Raw genomic sequence first — 22183 nt, 5'->3', positions numbered from 1 at the left:
TATAAATAGAACAGAGGTGATTTTATATCATGCTGCACCTGGATTAAGTAACGGGTTACGTAAGAATCCAGGTAATTTGTTAAAAAAGCGATCCAGAAATTCATTAATTTGTTCATCCGTTAGAAGACATTCTTCCGCAAGCATGGATCCTAATACTTCCAGTATGGTCATTAATGCTTCGGCAAAGCGAAGATCATCAAGCTCATCACAGCACATATAGAACAGCTGTCCAAGAGTTTTGGGATCTTCTTCCTCACGGGCGCTCAATGACAACATCATGTAACGCAGAAAGACAATCGTTGTATGTGCAGTCATGGAATCGTAGCTTTGACATTGAAACTCCTTGGCCAGTCGCAAATGAGATTTGACCACCTTGAAAAAGCACTCAATTTCCCAGCGCTTTCCATAAATTCGGATGGCATCTTCTTCCGTATGGGCGAGGTTGGTTGTTAAAAGTGCAAGCCACTTTTTGGAACGGTTTCGATCACGTACGAAAACAATCCGCGCCTGAATTTCATTGCCATTTTCGTCATCGTGACCAAGTCCAACTACGATGCTTGCAAGAATTTTGGCGCGACCACGCTTTTTGCGAACCTTTTTGTAAAGTTGGTTCAATGTGTAAGACTCTCCTTCATATGTATAGTGAATCTTTGGAGAACGTTTAATCATACAAACAACATGGAGAGGGTAGTTTTTCACGATTTTCGATATGATTGCCGGATAAGCAAACCAGCTATCAAAAAGAACGGTTTTCGCGCCAAGCTTTTTTGGATGAATGGAGTCCAAAAGATTGAACATTGTTTCGGTGCTCTTTTGTGTTGCCTCTTGGCGTCTATGATAACCGACTGTTCGCTTGTCTATTTTCGAGTCCATCTCTCGATAACGAGAGGCAACATTTTTGGAGCTTAAAAGCGAAAAAGCAAGTGGCATAAACGTAGCTCCATCAGACCAACCGAGTGTAAGCATACGGAAGCCTTTGAAATATCTCCCGGTTGTGTGATCTTTAACACGTGCAAGCAATTCAACGACCTTACTCCGATTGCGACTAAATAGAGAATCATCAAAGATCAGCACACGATCCCGGTCCTTGGACGTTAATGGGAGAATGTACTTTATAACGAGGTATGATCCAACACATGCAAGAAACTTACGCCAGTTATACGTAGGGTTTTTCAAAAGGTCGTATACAGTATCCTTTTGAAAATGCTTTGGAATTCGTTCGGATTCGAGTGCCCGGGAAAAGCCCATGCCATGAAGAACGAGTGCAAAAATGAATTGAACAATAATACGAGCAGAAACTCCCTTTTCCTTATGAATATTGGACTGATGCAGGAAAGTTCCAATTTTTGCTTGGGTGAAAAAACGCAGCATACGTGAATTTGATTTTTCATTTTCATTAGAATTTGGTAAAATAGTAGACAAGGAAAACATCCTTTCTTTGGTTGGTGTCGTTACCTATATTTTACCAAAGAATAGGGTGTTTTTTGTATTTTTTTGATTTGTTTTTGATAGTAAACCCTGATTTGATATGGGTTTGAACGGATTTTTTTACTCCGAAACTTGAGTAAATAAATTATAAAAGCATAAAAGACAGAATCATGGCTCTGTCTTTTATGCTTTCACTATTTAAGTGATTGCCAATGTAGTTTATAAATCAAGGACAACTAGTTTAGGTAATCAGATCCATTCCATTCCAACTTCCTTTTCTTGCTTCCTTGCTATTCAGTGCTGAGCACTTACCCAAATGAGCAATATAAATATGCTTCCCCAGCACTGAAACTTTTCAACTTAAATTCAGTCATTTCGGGATTGCGGAATTCCGAAAAAAGTTTTAAAAAAAACGAGATAGAAGCATCAGCCTCTTCTATCTCACTTAACTTTATTCGTTATTCTTTATTAGTTATTGGTACTTTTCAATTAGATACTCCGCGTTAGCTTTAAGTGTTTGATAGGCCTTTTCCGAAATTAATTCATTTTCCTTCTGATACTCTAGTAACACGTTTAGACCTTTTACGTGTTTTACAACTTTTTTGTTCAGACCTTTTTTCTCAAAAATATCTACGGTTGTCAACTGAAGTTTTAGCTGATGGATTACATTCTCATCTGAAAAAGCATCCTCTTCCTCAAGTCGCTCGACAAGTTTCAGCATTTTCGCTGCACTTGTTTCAACTCTAGCTTCAACGATTTCCCAAACCTGATTGTTTCCTGTCGTTGGTTTCCATACCCCGACTTCTGCTCCCTCTTCTATTGATTCTCCAACCACGTCTAGTAAATCACCGTTTTGCATGTTAAGGAATGTATATTCCCCATTTCCTGAGCTGGATAACTTCCATTTTTGATTGGCAGTATTGGCAAATGTTTGGAGCTCTACAGAACCATTTTCCACACTGAGAACCTTTTCTGTTTTTGTGTTGACTATCTTATAAATTTCGTTTGCGCTATATCCATCTGTGAGTTTTTGGATACTCCAATTTTGGCTCTTTTTATTATGATTATTCGTATTTTGGACAACTGATTTTTCATTTTTCTCTGTGTCGAGCACTTTATCACTATTTTTGTTGATCAATTTATATTTTTTGTCCGGATTGATAGTAACTTTTTCCTCGTTTACACCAGATACCCCTGATACAACAAAGGTCGTAATCGATTGTGGCTGAACAACTGTCGATAACTTCTGATTAGCTATTCCAATATTCGTTTTCTTTTCCAAGTTTTCTGTTGCTGACGTTACATAAGGTGTTGCCTTTGCGCCTTCTTTTATTATATCAAAGCCTGATAAATCAAAATTAATTTCCTTCGCTTCTGACGATGAATTTGTATAGACCATGACAATAGATTTATCTTCTTTGTTTATGGCGGCTAATGTGTTTTCGCTATTTGCATTAATCACTTGGTAGCCTGGTCGGATAAACTTACTGTAATTTCCCATTGCATAATACTTTTTATTTTTGTAAATCTTTACATTTCCGAAATCATCAGGATCAAATTCAACTTGTATAAGCCCCCAGTTACCGTTTTCATGCTCGGGATTCATATTAACTTCATCCTCAATTGCTTGCCAGAGCACCCATGCCTCCGGTTCCAATTTTTGGACATCAGATGTAATTCGCTCTGATAATGCAAGACCCGTTCTGATATCTTCATGATTCTGCCCTATTCCGCCAGGGCTAAGGTCAACCTCAGACATCCATAGTCTTGTTCCAGTACCTTTCGCAATATCCCTTGCACCCGTTCGCTGTCCAGGCCAATAAGTATGCACGTTTAACTGTCTAATGTTATTTCTCGTTGTACTATTGTACTGCTCCCAGTTTTCTCTAAATTTTTGTGGGTTTGTCTCGTCCATAGCTGATACAACTGTATGAAGCCCTTTTGCATCCAATTGCTTTTTAACCTTGTTGATTATTTTGGCCTGTGAAGCGGGATCCCAATGTGATCCTTCCTGTCTGCCTTTCGCTCCCCAATAATTAGTGTTAGGCTCGTTAACCGGGGAAAGGGTTTTAAATTCAATGCCCATATCCTGTTGTAAATGGTCAACTACTGTAGTTAAATAGGTAGCAAAATTCTCAAATTGATCTGGTTTTATATTGTCTTCCGATGGGTTCCAGTTACCTGATACATACCCACTTCGGGTCATAAAGTAAGGTGGTGAATTTGAAAATGCCTCAAATGTATCAGCACCTCGCGCTTTTGCAGCCTTAAGCCACCAGCGCTGATTAGCATCTGCATCCCAATTCCAATGATCAGGATTTTCAGGGTCCCACCAATCCTCTTGCTCCGTCCAATTATCTTTATTATCTTCAGGCGGGCCATATTCTTCAGGTCGGTTCCAATATCCCGGTACAGCCCCTCCTATCCGCATGTATGGTTCTGTTTCAGGCGCATCCCCGCCACCAATATTATAACGGGCAATATTAAAATTTAACCCATCCTCACCGAACAAATCATCGGCAAGTTTATTTCTAATATCGTCTGGCCAGCCACCTGTAACATTTGCAAACCATACTAGAGCAGTTCCCCATCCATCAAACGGCTTATGTTGATAGCTGGGATCAAGTTTGATAGACTCTGATTCAGAGATCGCTTTAATAGGATCTTCCTCCGCAACGGTCAATCTGGGTAAAACAGGTATAACGCTTCCTGTTACAAGGAATAGAACGAAACAATAGACGGTTAACCTCTTCATTAACTTTTTTTGCAGCATAAATAGCAACTCCTTCTCAACATTCATTAATTTCTTTTAATTTATGACTGACTTGAGTTGCTTTAAAAAGGTGCCAGCTTATCTTCGGATTGGCAAATCATCACCTAAACTACTGCCATATCATTCTATTAAACAAAAAGAAAACCCATCACCTCCTAAAGTAAGCGCTAGCAAAAGCATCTGTTGGCAAATTTTCCGGTGTGCCCAAGTTTGAAATCCATATTACAATCTGGCTAACCATAGGGTGTGACAAGGCATAACTTCAATACAAATAATTACTCTAATTTCAAATGGAAAACAGCTGATTGAAAATCTCCGCTGCGCTCCGCTTGGTCAGCATTTGCACCATTATATTCAATAGGTAAGTTTAATCCTCGATACATTAACTCATCACCATAATATGTTTTCCCTTGGGCATCACACCTATATAAACCATCTTCATTAAGCCCTTTTAATAACAAGACCTGTTGTTTTTCCGGATTAGGTGTGGCTAAAGCTTTATACCACCCGACCACTGCCTCCCTTTTATCTTTAGAAACAATCATCCATGCAGTTTCATTGCCTTCAAACGGATTTTTTAGTCTATAAAAATCACCATCCCTAATTAAGTTACGGTGGTTTTTGTAAAATTGAATTTGTTCCTTGACCTCAGCCTTTTCGCTACTACTTAATTCCAGTGGATTGAGTTCATAACCAAATGTTCCAAAATAGGCTGTATTTGCTCTTGTCTCCATTGAAGTATTTCTTCTTGTTTGGTGATTTGGTGTCACCGAAACATGTGAACCCATACTATAAATTGGATAGACTAATGACGTGCCATATTGAATCTTTAATCTTTCAATTGCATCTGTATTATCACTTGTCCATGCCTGTGGCGCATAATAAAGCATGCCAGGGTCAAAACGACCACCTCCCCCGGCACATGATTCAAATAAAACCCCCGGAAACTTACTTATTAACTTTTCATATAAATGATAAACACCTAGAATATATCGGTGGAAAAACTCTCCTTGCCGGTCAAAGGGCAGGGCTTGCGAATAAGCATCTGTAATATTACGATTCATATCCCATTTGATGTAAGATAATTTTGTATCCTGAATAATGGCAGACATTTTTTGGTACATATATTGAACGACTTCATCCATCGAAAAATCCAATACAAGCTGATTTCGCCCAAACGTTAGATATCTATCCTGTTTGCCAACAATCCACTCAGGATGCCTTTTATATAATTGACTGTCCGGACTCACCATTTCCGGTTCAAACCACAGCCCGAACTGCAACCCTAAGCCATTTACCTTTTGAGCCAATATGGTCAATCCATTGGGAAGTTTCCGCTCATTTGCAAACCAGTCTCCAAGAGAAGCCGTATCATCATCTCTTTTACCAAACCACCCATCATCCAAAACAAATAATTCCATCCCCAGTTCTTTAGCGCTTTTAGCAATTCCAATAAGTTTCTCTTCATTAAATTCAAAATAGGTAGCTTCCCAATTATTGATTAAGATCGGTCTTTCTTTCGTCTTCCATGTATCACGAATTAAGTGATTACGGTAAAGATCATGAAAGGCTTGACTCATCCCATTGATTCCCTCGTCAGAGTATACCAATACGGCCTCAGGAGATTGAAAGCTCTGGCCTTTTTTTAATTTCCATTTAAATTGGTGGGGATGAATTCCCATCATGACTCTCGTTACGTGATAGTGGTCCACTTCCGTCTGTGCCAGAAAATTACCGCTGTAGACAAAATTAAAACCATATACGTCATTTGCATGTTCAGTTGTTTTCTTTCTTTTTAGTGCAAGAAAAGGGTTATGGTGATGGGAGCTTGCCCCACGTATACTCGAAACAGTATGTATCCCTTGAACAAGGTCACGTTCCTTTATATGCCTTTCCCTTGACCAAGTTCCCGATAACTGAATCATCTTATATTTATCATCGGGAAGGTCAATAGATGCACTCATCAGCTTTTTTACAAAAAGAATATCGCTATTGTTATTTTTAATTCTTGCACTTCTCGTAATAACCGGATAGCAATGAAATATTGTATAGGTTAAAAATAAAACCACACCAATCGTTTCATCTATTAACTTGATTGTTATTGTAGTTGCCTCATTCTCGCTAGCATATGTTGCGGGAAGTTCAGCTAATTTTGGCTTACCTTTGGAAATCTCGTACCCTTGAAATCTAAACTGATTGCCAATATCCCCCTCCAGGCTTTTAAGCTCAATGGCAGCATCACGAAAATCCCCTTTTCCATATACCGGGTACTCTTGTCTAGTAGTCTCTAAGGAAAAAGCAGGATCATCCTGATAGTAATGGCAGCTTGCCGGAGTCGGAATATTATTTGTCTGGAAATGCGAGAAATCTTCACGATGGTGAATCGCTTTTCCAAAATATAATTGACCAAGACTGCCATTTTTTAATACATGAAAGATATAGCTTACCTTCCCATTTGTCAGATGAAATAGCTTCCTCTTTTCGTCCACAAATATATCCATTTTTTATCACCTTAGTTAGGAATATAGAGCCTGAGGATTCAAGCTCAAATTGGCTCAATCATAAATTCGAATTCCATATCTTCATCTGCTTGAATCAGATATTCATCGTGAACGGGTGCACCCCAACTGTCATCACCACCAACACCCATTTGTTTTCCTGCAACCGTAACCACCGTATAATGCACATCCGGAAGCTCATAATGGTGTTGTGCGTTCTCCAGCTCAAATGCCGTGTATGGTGAAAAGCTACATTCAACTGGTTCAGCAGTAGCAGAAATTCGAATTCCCTTTCCATTACTGTTTGTAAGTCTTACCCAACGTACCCCAGTTCTATTGCCCGATTCTTGTGGCACAACATAATCCGCTACATTGTCTGTTACGGTGTTTCTAAATTTGCCAAGCCGTGCCCCACTTGCACGATCAGCATAATTTTCTTCAGGTCCCATGGCATACCATTCCAATCGATTGTAGTCAGCTGAAGTTTTAAAGCAAACCGCAAATGTCGGCATCTGGGGAAGATTCCGAGCACCATTGTAAACAGTATTTACCTTGATCGTGCCATCTGGATAAACAGAGTAACACGTTTCAACTTGAACTTCCTCACTAATCGATAATTTATAGGTAAAACGCACACGTACGTTATCTGTTTCTTCCACCGTTTCAATTCCTTCACAACGTCTTGTCATACTAGCCGTTAACCAGCATCCTGAATAAAAATTTTGGGTATAACCCTTATCATTATCTGTCGTTGCTCTCCAGAATAGTGGAAATGGGGGTGATCCAATCATCTCTTTTCCACCGTATTGTAAAGATGTTAGCGTACCATCCTGTCTCGAGAACAGTGCAGTGAAATCATTTCCGTGAACACCAATATTTACATCCCCATGTACTACTCTTAAATTCCCTTTAGATAACGTGACATTAGCTGCATTTTCGCCCAGCTTAAATATATATTGACCGAACGCAACTTCATATCCAGCCTCTGCCCACTGTGTACCTTGCTTCAACTGGCATAAGATCTCGATACAAAATTCACCAGAATCATTAAAAATCCCTGCTGGCCACTCCAATTCAACATAACCTTCACTCTGTGGTTTCACGTCTATTTCAAGGTCGTTTCGGTATAATTCCTCCCCCTCCAGATAAAGTACATATTCAAAATTATACATATCTGTATTCGTAAACAGGTTATTATTTCTAATTGTTACCCCAGATTGATCAGGAACAAGATCGATATTCTGGTAAAGATATTTTACCTCCTGGATTTTTGGCGAGCATTTTCGATCCGCATACACAATACCATTCGTACAAAAGCCATAATCGGTCGGACGATCTGCAAAATCACCACCATATGCTAAAAATTCCTTCCCATACCGATCTTTCTTTACAATGGATTGATCAATATAGTCCCAGATGAATCCGCCTTGATACATAGGATATTTTTGTTCCAGATCCGTGTATTTTCTCATACCGCCGAGTGAATTTCCCATCGCATGCATATATTCGCAGCTAATGTAAGGTTTAGCTGGGTCTTCCTGCAAATATTTCTCAATATCTGCTGGCTTCGCGTACATCCGGCTTTCCATATCACTTGTTTCATTATAGTCACGATTATGAAAAACTCCTTCATAATGAACAAGACGGGATGAATCAACCTGTTTAAAGTATTTGGAAACATTTAAAATAACTTCGCCAGCATAGGATTCATTCCCACAGGACCAAATAAGAATCGATGGATGGTTCTTGTCCCGTTCAAACATAGATTTCGCTCGGTCCACGACAATGCTTTGCCATTCTTCTCTATTTCCAGGTATATTCCAGGATGGCTCGACTTCCCCCATCTTTTGCCATGACCCATGCGTTTCCAGATTCATTTCATCGATCACGTAAATTCCATATTCATCACATAATTGATACCAATAACTTTGATTCGGATAATGGGACGTCCTAACCGCATTAATATTGTGCCGTTTTAATGTTTTAATGTCCCACAACATATCCTCCTTCGTAATCGCACGTCCCGTTCGGCAATTGAACTCGTGGCGATTAACACCTTTAAAAACAATACGCTTCCCGTTTAAACACATTACTTGATCGATAAGCTCAAACTTTCTAAACCCGATTTTCTGCGGTATAACTTCAACTAAAGTACCCGAAGAATTATAGACTTGAATAAATAATTGATATAAATAAGGAAGTTCCGCGCTCCATAGCTCCGGTTTGTCAACGTGGAGCGAAAGTGTACAGTTTGTGCCCTGATACTTTCCCTCAGTTGAAACGACTGAATTGCCTTCCCCATCATAAAGCTCAGCCACTATTTTAGAACCATCGGGAATAACCGACAGAAAGGCCAGATTAGCCTGTAGCGTGCCACTTGTATAGGAAGAATCCAAATCTGTCTGAATGTACAGGTCATTTAGATGGATTTCAGGAACAGTATAAAGGTACACATCCCGGAAAATACCGGAAAACCTCCAAAAATCCTGATCTTCAAGCCATCCGCCTGTACTTCTTTGGTAAACTTCAACTGCTAATTTGTTCTCTCCGTTTGTTACATAAGGGGTTAGTTCAAAAGCTGACGGCGTAAAGGAATCTTCACTATATCCGATAAACTCTCCATTTAACCAAACATAGAAAGCTGTTTCCACACCTTGAAAGGAAATATACACAGGTCTATTAACCATATTCTCTGGTATATGGAAATACTTTACGTAACTCCCGACAGGATTATGGTCGGCAGGTATTTCCGGTGGCCTTATATCATTTAAACCATCCCACGGGTACATGGTATTTACATATTGCGGTTTGCCATACTCCTGAAGCTGCATATGGCCAGGGACAAATATATCCCCCCAACCCTTACATTCGAAATCTTTTTTATAAAAGTCTTTTGGCCGGCTCATCGGGTTTACCGCATAATTAAATTTCCAGTTTCCATTTAAACTGAACCGCATTCTCATGGACTCAGCATTTTTTGCCCCTTCCAATGTTTCATAATACAAATGATCCGAATGTGCAGGTAAACGGTTTACTGCAAATACATTTGGATCCGACAACCAATCAATTGAAGGTTTAATCGTCATACATAGCCTCTCCTTTTTAAACTAGTCGGTAAAAATTATTTTATGGAACCCATCATTCCGGCAACAAAATGCCGTTGCATAATAAAGAAAATAAGTGTAACAGGTAATGTTGCAATAACAATTACAGTCATAATCACTCCATAGTCGGGGGCATAGCTCGAACCAAGCGTAGAGATGAGCAATGGAATTGTCTGCTTCTCCGGCGATTGCAGTACGACTAACGGCCATAAATAATTATTCCAGCTATTCATAAAGGTAATAATCGCCGCAGCTGCATAGGTTGTTTTCATTGTTGGTACATAGATTCTGAAGAAAACCCCTAATTCGCTTAATCCATCCATTCGGCCAGCTTCCAGGATATCTCTTGAAAACATTTTGGTACTTTGCCGGAAGAAGAAAATGAGAAACGCCGTTGTAATGGTTGGTAACGCTGCAGCAGCCAATGTATCAATCCCGATATAAGGTACCTCTTGCGAAATGGTTCCAAACATCCGAAACAATGGTACCATCAATGCTGCAAAAGGAATCATCATTGAAAGCAACAAAATATTAAAAACAACATCTTTTGACTTGCTTCTAAAGATTTCAAATCCATAACCGGCCAAGGACGCAATTAATAGCGAAAAAATGGTGGTTGCAATAGAAATTTTTGCTGAATTCATTAATGCCGGTACAATATCGACCGAATCCAGAAGCTTTGAAACGTTATCAAAAAGGTGACTACCCGGCAATAATCTACCTTTGGTTACATCTACAGATTTATTTGTCGCACTTACAATCATCCATAAAAATGGAAAGATCGATACAATTGTTGCAATAATTAAGAATAGATACGTAAAAACACGTTTAAGGCCGCTCATTTTTGTCACCTGCCACTTTAAACTGAATAATGGAAAAGAAAACGATTAAAATAACAATTGCATAGGAAACAGTCGCTGCATAGCCAAAATCTGGTGTATATTTGAATGACAAATTATAAATATACTGTGAAATGGTAAGAGTAGCGTTTCCAGGCCCACCCTGTGTAATATTCATTACTTCGTCAAACAACTGAATCGTACCAATCGTAGACATGACCGATGTAAATAAAATAATTGGTTTTAACATTGGAATCGTTATTTTAAAGAATTGTTGAAAGGACGATGCTCCATCTATTTTAGCCGCTTCATATATTGATTTATCAACATTTTGCAGGGATGAAAGGTAGAAAATCATGTTATACCCTGTCCACCGCCACGTAATCGCGATAATGATCGTTACTTTTGCCCAAAAGGGATCTGCAAGCCATTGAATTGGTTCTGATATAATTGATAAATTCAACAGCAGTTTGTTGAGAATGCCATCCAGACTAAATAAATATTTAAAAATCACCGAATATGCTACAAGTGACGTAACGCACGGTAGGAATATGGCAGTTCGGAAAAATCCTCTAAACTTAAGCGATTTATCATTCAACAATACAGATAATAACAGTGCCAGTATAATCATCACAGGCACTTGAATAACGAGATATAATAACGTGTTTGTTACAGATGACCAAAAAGTTGGGTCCTGAAAAAGACGTATATAATTATCAAAACCGGAAAATTCCAGGTTATTTCCTGAACCACTTTTAAATGAAAGAATAAAAGCCTGGATCATTGGGTAAAAATAGAACAAACAAATCATAAATGCAGCAATGATAATAAACGACCAGCCAATCATTGTATTTTTTACACGTAATCCCACGTTTTGATTTCCTAATTGATTTATCGCATTGTTCTCGTGTGCTTTCATAGATTTCGACTCCTTATCCGGTGTGGTACAAAAAGACCCCGGTATTACTCGTTTAAAACTCCTTTATCCAAAAGGAGAGTTCACAAGTTACCGAGGCTTTAACATATCTATTGAAGTTGAGCCTCCGCTTCTTTTTGAGCATCTTCCAGCACTTTATCCAAGTCCTTCCCATTCAGATAATCTTGCATTGCCACAACCATAATATCCTCAATGGCGTATGTATGCATACCATAGTTTACCTGCGGAATTTGTTCCGTCCACTCAGAGAAATCTGCTATAATTTTTTGCCCGCCAAAGTATTCATCTTCAGTCTTATATGCTTCACCCTTAGCAGCAGGAGCATAAGTACCAATTGCCCCAATCTCCGTTACCAAATCCTGATAAAAGTCTACATTCGACCCAAATGTATCCGTTAGGAAATTAACAGCTTTATCTTTTCCTGGAATATCAAGCACATACCAGGAACTTCCACCCAAGTTTGTTGCAGCAACTGAACCTTCAACATCTGGAAGTTTAGGAAATGGTACAACCGCCCACTTTCCGGACTGTGATGCTTCCGCCTTTATAGAAGGGGTAATCCAATTTCCCGTTGGAACAGAAGCAACATCTCCACTGTTGAATCCGGCTAAGAACTGACTCCAGTCGGAAACAGGCTTCACAATATCTGCATCCAGAAGGTCTTTATATACTTCAAATGCTTTCTTAAGCGCTTCGTTACCAGCTATATTCGGTGTAACCCCATCTTCTTTCGTGTACCATGAACCTACCGATTGGATCATCATCCGAATTTGTCCAAGATCATTCGGATCAAGTGTTAACATTCGTTTCCCCGTTGTGTCTTTAATTGCTTTACCTATTTCAATGTACTTATCCCAATCCGCATCTTTAAGGTCTTCTACGGAGTAACCAGCTTCTTCTAAATAATCTGTTCGTACATACAGACCAACTACTCCTGTATCAAATGGCACCCCATAATTTTCGCTGTCTAAACTGGTTGGAGCAATTTTGTATGGCGCAAAGTCATCCACATTGAATGAACCAGTTAATTTATGGAACGCATCTGGATAGGCCTGTAAAAAGCTTTGCGCTCGATAATCCTCAATCAAAACAATGTTTGGCAACCCTTTCGTAGTGCCTGAGCTCAAACTGGTATTCAGCTTTTGAATAATGTCATCCTGTGCATTCTCAATTATATTTATGTTGACATCCTCATTTTCTGCTTCATAAGCCTCTTTAGCCATTTCCATTGCTTTAATATTGAAATTTGGATCCCATGCCCAGACTGTTATTTCGTTTGTATCTTTTGATGCTTCCGCTTGATCGTTATCATCTGAGCCAGAAGAACATGCAGTTAACAATAAAATACTGAATAAGAACAATGAAAGTACTTTCTTCAACGATATAGCCCCCTAAAATTATTGTTTTAATGTAAGCGTTTTACATTGCTATTTCATGGTAGCATGAATCCCGACATATTCGTTAGGACAATATTTTTCTATTCTTGGTTTATTTTTATTAGCTGAATTCGCTTTCGAGATGAGGGATTTGTACTATCTTTAGATTTATGAATATTTTAACATCCATATGTATAACAAAGGCCCCACCCTCTAATAGGGTGAAGCCCTTGTCAATCAAGGCTAATCGGGATTTTGATCCGTACTTTTGTCCCTTCACCTAATTCACTTGTTATTTCAACACCGTAAGATTCCCCGTAAATCAATTGGATACGTTCATGTACGTTACGAACACCAATCCCGGTGAAACGCTCTTGTTTGCGTTTTTTATCCGGCAGCTGGCAATCATCAGGCAAGTCCATTCCGTCTCCATTATCGAAGACCTCACATACCAAATCCTTTTCTTCCTTCCACACCAGAACATTGATATAACCCTTTGGCTTCTGGTTAAATCCATGGAAGAACGCATTTTCAATAAATGGCTGCAAGATCAGTTTGGGAATTTGGAATTCCAGACAATCTGGTGCTATAAAATAGTTAACTTTAATCCGATTACCGTAGCGATTTTGATTAATTAAAACGTAATTTTTTAAATTATCGACTTCCTGTTTAACTGAAATGGTTTCGTTCACATTACCAATCGTATTTTGCAAGAGGGATATAAAAGCATTAATCGTTTCCTCTGATGCCTTCTTACTTCCTTGCTGAACCATGAATTTTATCGATGTAAGTGTATTATATAAAAAATGTGGATTAATTTGCTGCTGCAGGGCAGCAAGTTCCGCATTGCGTTTTTGCTTTTGGTAATCTAAAAGTTTATCAACATATTCATGAAGTTCTTCAAGCATAGCGTTGAAGGCATTACCAATTCTCCTTGTCTCATACGTTCCCTTTACCGACACATATTGGTTAAAATCATGTTTGGCTACGTTCGAGATTTGCTTAACTAATCTTGACAACGAATTCGTAAGTCCTCGAGATACCGTGAAGACAATAACTAAAGCAGCAACAATGATACTCAATAAGATGTAAGCAAGTGTCTTCTTATCTATTAACCCGCCAATTGCCATGTCTTTATCAATTACATTTACCAAATGCATATCAAAAGAAGGCAGATATTCGGAAAGGAAAATCTTTTCCTTTCCCATAAAATTACCAATCACGTAGTTTTTAGAGCTATTCTCGATTTGCTCCGTATAGTCTAAGAAATTCATTTGCGTTTTCCCAATGTGATCATCACGATTACTAGATACGATAACCCCTGATGTATCTAAAACAAAAATATCATTACCTTCATTTGTATAGTTTGAGTAAAACTTGCGAAATTCATTTTCTTTTATGGCAAAATACATCATACCATAATTGATCCCAGAAATACGTTCTTTCATCAGTTTAGAGGCGACAACATACGTATCGCTACCTGTTGAATTATCATAGTTATAGTTTATCTTCATAGAATCCCTATTACTAGGGTTATAAATTTGATTTTCCTGCATCTTTACATCGTAGCCTGGCCAATAGCTGCGATCAGTTGCATAACTAATCCCGTTTATACCAGTAACCATAATCCCTACTTCATAAGCATCCAGGTTCGATTTTGCACGTTTCATGATTTGGCTTAACATGTAATAGGATTTCATTTTGTCTAAATCGGTTTGGTCCTTAAAGAAAATTGATCTGAGCGTGCCACTCTGCAGGAGCCCATTGGAAGCGAGTACAATTGAATAATTAAATGATTCAAAGCTATCCTTTACCTGATTCACTACCTTTGCATTTGTAATACTAAACTTATCGATAAAAAATCGCTCTGACATACGAATAGTTGCCCATGTAATAATGATAGTAACACTAACAATGCTTATAACGGTGATGAGGAACATGATAATAAAGATGCTATTATGTTTTAAATGCTGTTGCAGGAATTTCATTATAATCCCGTCTTTACTTTAATTGATTTTTTTCGATATTTACTAGGAGACACTCCGATTATCTTTTTAAAAACCTTGCAAAAATAACTATGATCGGAATAACCAACCATTGCACTTATTTCTGATATGGTTGACGTGTTCTGTTCAAGAAGTTTGGTCGCTTCTTCAATACGGATCCTATTTAAATATTCAATAAATCCTTCCTTATTATTGGCTCTAAAGTAGCTTGAGAGATAGGAAGGACTAAAGTGAAAATGGTTCGCAACACTTGTAAGGGTAAGGGCTTCTGCATAATGTTCCTGAATATATTGTAAAAGCTTCTTCATGTTTGAATTTCCAATAGGAGCATTGGACCGTAAAGCAATAGAGTTGCATACGTCTTTAATAAACAGATTTAACTGTTCCATTACCTCTGCAGCACATATTGCTTCGTCAATGGATTGAAAATAGGAATATTTTTTTGCTTCCAATACTTTTACATCATACTTCATATTCCCTAAAAGAATGATAATGTTAAAAATGATATTCTCAAAGAAATATTTAAATTCAACAATTTCCATTGTATAACAACTGCTTAGCATCTTTGCATGGTCTTTTAAATCTTTTATTGCCGTTTCAAACCGCTCATGTGTAAAATCATCGGTAAACTTATCCAGATTGAAGGATTCGTAATTTGCTGCTTCATTAGGAAGGTCGTCTGCTAACAGTACAGACTGATCCGGAAAATAAAATCTATATTGCAATAGTTTTACGATATTTTCTTTATACTGGTATCCTACTTCGGAAAAGTTGCTGAATTCCTTGGTAAGCACAATGCTAACGCCAGGATCAGATTCTACCATTATGTTAGCCATTTTCATTATGTCGGCCCTTTGTTTCACTTCTGTGTTAATAATAAATAAGATAATGTCCTGTTCAACGTTAAAAGGATGATATGCTGCATTACCAATTTGTGCGTTAATAAGCATCGAGAACCTTTCCTTCATGGTTTGAAGAAAATCATTTTCCCTTTTCAAGGGGTGATTTCCGAGATCAAGTCCTAATAAATAGTAATTATCATGAGGGAAAATTTTTGCTGGAACACTTTCATCATAGTCATCTTCATAACCGGAAATTAGTTTATCGATAACATGTTCAAGGGAAATATTTGTATCGAACACTTGGCCACTAAATGAAAAGGACGGTATTCTATTAGCCGCTTTTTTCAGTACTTGTAGTAAGTCATCGGCATTAAGGTTTGGTTTTAAAATATAGTCTATAACACCACTTTGAAAGGCAGACCGTACATAATCAAATTCGTCAAAACTACTAAGTATAATGATTTCAATATGAGGGTACTTCGATTTTACTATACTCGTTAATTCTTCACCGTCCATAATTGGCATAACAATATCCGTAAGAATAATATGGGGATTCGTTACCTCTATTAGTTCAAGCGCTTCCTGCCCATTGGACGCTTCCCCTGCAATTTGAAAGCCTTCTGCCTCCCAGTCAATATAATGTTTAATACCCTGTCTGATTAACAATTCATCATCGACGATAATCGCTCTGCAAAGTTCTCTGGATTTCAATTCGATCCCCCTCGAATTAACCGTTTACATTATTATAATCCTTTTGGATCACCATTCCTAATGAAATAAAATTACCCATACTAAAAATCAATTTATTTATAGTACGTGTTCAAAAAGTCGCCGAATTGGGTCTTGAAGGTCGAGGCGGCGTAGCCTTGAGCACCGGAGTGTACATAAAAAGGTACATGAGGAGCGGAAAAGCAAGCGGGCGATACGATTCGCCGCATATCATTTGGTGACTTTTTGAACATCCTCTTACACTCATAATTATGGAGAAAATCTGCTTACGAATAGTAAGATTCGAAAAGTATTCGGTGTATCGTTTCATACTCCTTGATTAATAAGTCCTCATACTCGCCAGGAAAGTAATTAAAAAGAACCATCTATCAATTCAACTAAATTTGAAATAGTTTTCACCTAGGTGTATGGATGTCTTTTTTTATTGATTGCAGAAAAAGTTATTAATTAGACGAAAAGCCCTACCACTAAAAAAAATGATTGTAGCAAGGTTAATCCCCCTTCTCTTCGTATAGTAACGTACTTCCTCCCTAGAATAAGAATACACAAAAGTAGTAATTTTTTATCAATTTCGTCAACTATGCATTATTTCGACAAAGATCGACACCTTTTTTAACATGACTCGATTACAATAGCATTAACATCCAATGTGCGACTGAACCAGCAAGAACTCTGTACTATTTTAATAATTAAGCGGAAAAATGTCGTTTAATAGTCACCAAACTGGCATCCATTTCCGTCTCAATTGGAGGTGAATTTAAAAACGATTAAGCGGGACTGTTCGACCTGAGCTGGTAGTAATACATTAATTGTTACTGCCCGACGACAAAAAATTAAAGGAGGAAGCAGAATGAGTGTGAAGAAAAAATTAGGGTTAAGTGTAGCTTCTGCAACGTTAGGACTGGCTTTAATTGGTGGCGGTACTTTTGCTTATTTTAGTGATCAGGAAACAACGAATAATACGTTTGCGGCAGGAACATTAGAATTATCCGTTAACGAAACAGCTCTTATTGACATTGATAATCTGAAGCCTGGTGATTCTATGTTACGTGAATTTGCATTATCCAATGACGGCAGCCTGAAAATCGAGAATGTCTATTTAGATACGAATTATTCCATCACAGATAAAAATGGCGACAATAATGATGATTTCGGCAAACATATTAAAGTTAACTTTTTATGGAATTGGGATCAAGAAAGCGAACCAATCTATCAAACTACTTTATATGATTTAAAAGAGATGGATCCGGATGTTGTTAAACGGGATATCTGGGATCCTTTATGGGAGAAAAAAGGCGGACTTGCTTCCGATGAGACACATGAATTCTGGGTGGAATTTGAATTTACGGATAATGCCGAAGACCAAAACATATTTCAAGGAGATGGACTTCAATTAGAGTGGACCTTTAATGCTACACAGTCAGCTGGCCTGGAAAAGTAAGGTTGAACAGGGACACAGGACACGTTAACGATAACGAAATCACGAGGAGGATGAGGAAATTGCATATCAACCGAAAAATTCTTTATTCTACGTTAGCACTATTAACTTCCATCGGCATATTCACACAGGATTCAACCGCACATGCGGAAAAATACAAGATCCAGATGAATGAGGATTACGATACTCCTTCCTACATGATCGAAAATTGGAAAGCACCTGAAGGATTGACAAAGGAAGAAATTGTTCTTGCCTATATAGAGAACCATTATCCGAAGTTCAGCCTGTCAAAGAGCGATACAGATGTGACTTTTTCGATTAAAGAAGAAGCATCAGATGTGGACACAAAAACCTCCCATTACCGGCTTGATCAACAATATAAAGGCATTCCCGTGTATGGGGCTGATCAGACCGTAACCTTAGATGAAGGCGACAACGTTACATCTTACTTTGGACAAGTTATTCCTGATTTAAGTAACAAAGATATCGCTACAGATGTTACTGTTTCAAAAGAAAAGGCAATTACTATTTTTAAAAATAAATTGGCTGCTGAAATTGGTACGATAGAACAGTTTGACGGTGATATTCAAGTGGAGAGGTATATATATGAATATAATGATGCTTTTTACTCCACCTATCTTGTGACCGCCTCCACCACGAATCCAACCGTTGGGTATTGGCATTATTTTATTGATACGACAAATGGAAACGTTATTGATCATTTTAATGCTGCCCATGATGTAACGGCATTTGGAAAAGGGGTTTTTGGGGATAAACGAAAATTTGAAGCACAGGCATATGAAGGGAAATTCAGACTGTTTGATGCGACCCGCGGTGATGGCGTAGTAACATATGATAACACAACAGGTACAAATGTTGATGTATTAAGTATCAATAAAATGTTCAAAGATGGAGCCGCTGTAGATGCTCATGTAAACGCCGAGAAAACCTATGATTATTTCAAAGAGACATTTGGACGGGATTCTGTTGATGATAATGGACAACAATTAATTTCTGCGGTTCACGTCGGGGAGAATTGGAATAATGCATCATGGAATGGCAGGCAAATGTCTTATGGAGATGGAGACGGGGAACGTTTCTATCCGCTTGCTGGTGGATTAGATGTTGGTGCCCATGAAATGAGTCATGGGGTCGTTCAGCATACTGCAGGCTTAATCTACCGAAATGAATCTGGTGCCTTGAATGAATCATACGCTGATATTTTTGGGGCAATGGTCGATCGTGATGACTGGCTAATTGGGGAGGATATTATGGCAGATGGCTCTATTGCTCTCCGTTCCTTGGAAGATCCGTCGGTTATTGTAGATGAAAGAACGGAAAGTGGCTATTCTCCTGATCACTGGAGTAAACGATATATTGGAAATTTAGATAACGGTGGGGTCCATATCAATAGCAGCATCAACAACAAAGCTGCCTATTTGGTATCAGAAGGCGGAGAACATTACGGGATAGCAGTAAATGGTGTGGGGCGTGAAGCAACCGAACAAATCTATTATCGTGCTCTATCATTCTATTTAACTAGAAATTCGGACTTCAGCATGATGCGACAAGCTGCCATTCAAGCAGCAACAGATTTGTATGGAAGTAATTCTGCTGAGGTACAAGCTGTTACACAAGCCTATAATGCTGTTGGAGTTTATTGATCAAGAGGCAGTGGGGAAACCTTTTCCCCCCTCACCTGCTCGGTTAATTCAAACTAGATTCATAACGTTAGGAGGATATTTATGCGAAAAAAGATTTTGAAAAAGTATGTTGCCCTGTTCACCATTTTGTTGATGTTGATGACCACCGGCCCGTTAACAACCCTGGCAAAACCAAGTAACAATAGCAATTTAGAGCCGCCGACAACAGGATTTGAGGATAGCAATGGGGAACAATGGACGACTCATGAAGAGGAATTGGCATTTTTAGAGGAAGTAGCGGAAATGTCTGAGAGAGTTAGTTATTCTCAAATAGGTGAGACCGTTGAAGGCAGACCGTTGCATTTGGTTAGAGTTGGGTTTCCAGAGCCGCCTTCCGATGAGGAAATTGCTGATGGCCGTAATATATTGATTATCGGCTCACAGCATGGTAACGAGCCCGCTGGCCGGGAGATGGCCTTGAAGTTGTTACGGAACTTAGCATTCACGGATGATCCTGAATTATTGGAACAGCTTGAGGACGCGACAGTATTGTTTGTTCCAACGGCGAATCCGGATGGGCGGGTGGCAAATACTCGCCAAAATGCTGCGGGGGTTGACATTAATCGTGATCACCTTAATTTAGAACAGCCGGAGATACAAGCAATCGCCAAGGTACAAAATAAGTTCCACCCGGATATCACGATTGATGCACATGAACGCCCTAGAGATACCGGGGATCCGGATATAGAAATGCTGTGGGCTCGCAATCTTAACGTGGACGAGCAGCTTCAAGAATTGAACGTGGAAATGGTTGAAGATTACTTGATGCCCGATGTTAGGGAGGCAGGGTACACAACTGATTTGTATGGCTCTCCTGGTGGTGCTGGCGGTGGTGATGAACGGATTGCCCGCAACATGGTCGGTTTACGCCATGGATTAGGGTTGTTGATCGAAACTCCTGGGAAGGCAGAACCAACCTCTCGGGTTGCAATGCACTTAGAAACGGTCGAGTCGGCATTGCGGTTTTACCACGAACGATTTGACGATGTAGGAACAGTAGTAGCTGGAGCACCGGAACGTAAGGCCGTAGCTGGTGCGGATACATCCAATCCATTTTATTTGGATGGTGCTGATAACTGGGATCCAACTGTTGTGCTGGAAAAGCAGCCAAGCGGGTATTTATTAACAGAAGCGCAATCTGTTGAAATTAGTAAGTACGTTGAATTATTCTCGCTGGAAACCGAAGCGGTCGATGGAGACGGGGTATTTATCACCATGAACCAGCCAATGATGACTGTTGTACCGTTTTTACTAGATGAGCGGGCAACATACAATGAAGTGAATGGGCTAGCTTTGTATGACGATTCAGAAGTGGGTACGGCAGCCAATATGAAGTCATTAGTTGAGCATTACCAAGATGAAAATGCATTCACCAATGACAGCGATGTCCGAACCCTGTTAATGCATCTAACCGCTGTGGATCGTTTCGAGAAGAAGGAAGCAGCCGACAAAGTTGTCAAACACATGAACAGTTTTAATATGTTGCTGGATCATCAGAAGGATAATGATTTAATAGCTGAACCTGCATATAATGCGCTCAAGACTTACGCTGACTATTTGATTAACAAGTGGGAAGTTGCTGCTTTCGATTCTAATAACGCAATGGATCACCTCAGTTACTTAAGTGAAGATATAGGCCCAAGAGTAACGGGTACCGATGCAGAAGAACAGGCTGCGACGTATATCAAAGATGAATTTGCAAGTCTCGGATATGACGTCTCCACACAAGCATTTGCAATTCGCGGTGATCAAGAATCACAAAACGTTATCGCAGTAAAAAAACCTAAAGACGCAGAAAACACCGAAATCGTCTATGTTACAGCACATTACGATAGTGTTCCAGGTTCACCAGGGGCAAATGATAATGGTTCCGGCACCTCTACTTTACTCGAATTAGCCAGAGTTATGAAGGATGTACCTACTAACAAAGAGATCAGGTTTGTTGCCTTTGGTGCTGAAGAAATTGGTCTGGTTGGTTCAAGGTATTATGTCAGCCAGTTGTCTCAGGCTGAAAAAGATCGCAGTGTCGCAAATTTCAATTTGGATATGGTTGGAACGGATTGGGAACCAGCTTCTCAGCTTTATATTAGCCCTGTTGACGGGGAACCTAATCAAGTATGGGAATCCTCAAAAGCAGCTGCTGAAAAATTAGGTCTAGATGATGATAAGCTATTCCTTTATCCATTTGGGAGATCTGATCATGTGCCGTTTTATGAAGCGGGAATAGATTCTGCGCTGTTTATCTGGAGAGAACCAGGAACAGGTAATTTTGAACCATATTATCATTCTCCTCAAGACACAATAGAGCATGTCAGTCCGGAAAAAATTCAAGTGGTAGGCGACTTGATTCACTCCGCTGTATCGGATCTCGCTAGTCAGCCAGCTTCCAATGATAACAGCCAAGAGGATTTGCTAGAGAAAGCGTCGTAGTTTTATGGGCATTCCCTGTGATAGATATATAATCACAGGGAATGTAAAAAATAAGAATAAATCAGTTCTTCTTCAACTTA

General features: G+C 39.0%; 12 protein-coding genes. 3 read left to right on the top strand and 9 right to left on the bottom strand.

All coding sequences use genetic code 11. From position 1 onward, the window contains the following. Nucleotides 1-27: 27 nt before the first annotated feature. From CZ382_RS18745 to CZ382_RS18705, 9 genes are all read right to left on the bottom strand, one after another. Entirely contained in the window at nucleotides 28-1431 is a 1404-nt protein-coding gene (locus tag CZ382_RS18745) for an IS4 family transposase (protein WP_230856030.1), read from the bottom strand. Between the two features lie 469 nt (nucleotides 1432-1900). Then, nucleotides 1901-4201 carry a glycoside hydrolase gene (locus CZ382_RS18740; protein ID WP_159457836.1) on the bottom strand — a complete coding sequence of 767 codons (2301 nt, stop codon included), beginning with the start codon at nucleotides 4199-4201 and terminating at the stop codon, nucleotides 1901-1903. A 275-nt stretch (nucleotides 4202-4476) separates the two neighbouring features. Then, entirely contained in the window at nucleotides 4477-6702 is a 2226-nt protein-coding gene (locus tag CZ382_RS18735) for an alpha-galactosidase (RefSeq protein ID WP_088052680.1), read from the bottom strand. A 44-nt stretch (nucleotides 6703-6746) separates the two neighbouring features. Next, nucleotides 6747-9785: a glycoside hydrolase family 2 TIM barrel-domain containing protein gene (locus CZ382_RS18730; protein ID WP_088052679.1), complete on the bottom strand. Its 3039-nt coding sequence runs from the start codon at nucleotides 9783-9785 to the stop codon at nucleotides 6747-6749. A 35-nt stretch (nucleotides 9786-9820) separates the two neighbouring features. After that, a complete protein-coding gene (locus tag CZ382_RS18725; RefSeq protein WP_088052678.1) occupies nucleotides 9821-10645 on the bottom strand; it encodes a carbohydrate ABC transporter permease in 825 nt (274 codons plus the stop codon). Further along, the gene (locus CZ382_RS18720) at nucleotides 10632-11489 is read right to left on the bottom strand and encodes a carbohydrate ABC transporter permease (RefSeq protein WP_407701333.1); all 858 of its coding nucleotides are present in this window, start codon (nucleotides 11487-11489) and stop codon (nucleotides 10632-10634) included. The genes CZ382_RS18725 and CZ382_RS18720 overlap by 14 nt, the downstream gene beginning before the upstream one ends. 179 nt (nucleotides 11490-11668) lie before the next feature. Continuing rightward, entirely contained in the window at nucleotides 11669-12958 is a 1290-nt protein-coding gene (locus CZ382_RS18715) for an ABC transporter substrate-binding protein (RefSeq protein ID WP_088052676.1), read from the bottom strand. A 230-nt stretch (nucleotides 12959-13188) separates the two neighbouring features. Next, nucleotides 13189-14943 carry a sensor histidine kinase gene (locus tag CZ382_RS18710; protein WP_088052675.1) on the bottom strand — a complete coding sequence of 585 codons (1755 nt, stop codon included), beginning with the start codon at nucleotides 14941-14943 and terminating at the stop codon, nucleotides 13189-13191. Continuing rightward, a complete protein-coding gene (locus CZ382_RS18705; protein ID WP_088052674.1) occupies nucleotides 14943-16514 on the bottom strand; it encodes a response regulator transcription factor in 1572 nt (523 codons plus the stop codon). The genes CZ382_RS18710 and CZ382_RS18705 overlap by 1 nt, the downstream gene beginning before the upstream one ends. Nucleotides 16515-17382: 868 nt before the next feature. Between CZ382_RS18705 and CZ382_RS18700 the strand changes: the two genes are divergently transcribed. From CZ382_RS18700 to CZ382_RS24910, 3 genes are all read left to right on the top strand, one after another. Further along, a complete protein-coding gene (locus CZ382_RS18700; RefSeq protein WP_088052673.1) occupies nucleotides 17383-17973 on the top strand; it encodes a CalY family protein in 591 nt (196 codons plus the stop codon). 65 nt (nucleotides 17974-18038) lie between these two features. Continuing rightward, entirely contained in the window at nucleotides 18039-19634 is a 1596-nt protein-coding gene (locus CZ382_RS18695; RefSeq protein WP_327366163.1) for a M4 family metallopeptidase, read from the top strand. Nucleotides 19635-19715: 81 nt separating this feature from the next. Further along, nucleotides 19716-22103: a M28 family peptidase gene (locus CZ382_RS24910; protein WP_407701309.1), complete on the top strand. Its 2388-nt coding sequence runs from the start codon at nucleotides 19716-19718 to the stop codon at nucleotides 22101-22103. Nucleotides 22104-22183: the final 80 nt, after the last annotated feature.

The sequence above is a fragment of the Virgibacillus dakarensis genome, from assembly GCF_900155625.1.
Classification (GTDB): Bacteria; Bacillota; Bacilli; order Bacillales; family Amphibacillaceae; genus Lentibacillus_C; species Lentibacillus_C populi.
Note: the sequence above shows the minus strand (reverse complement) of the source record. Positions and strands in the feature narration are given on the sequence as shown.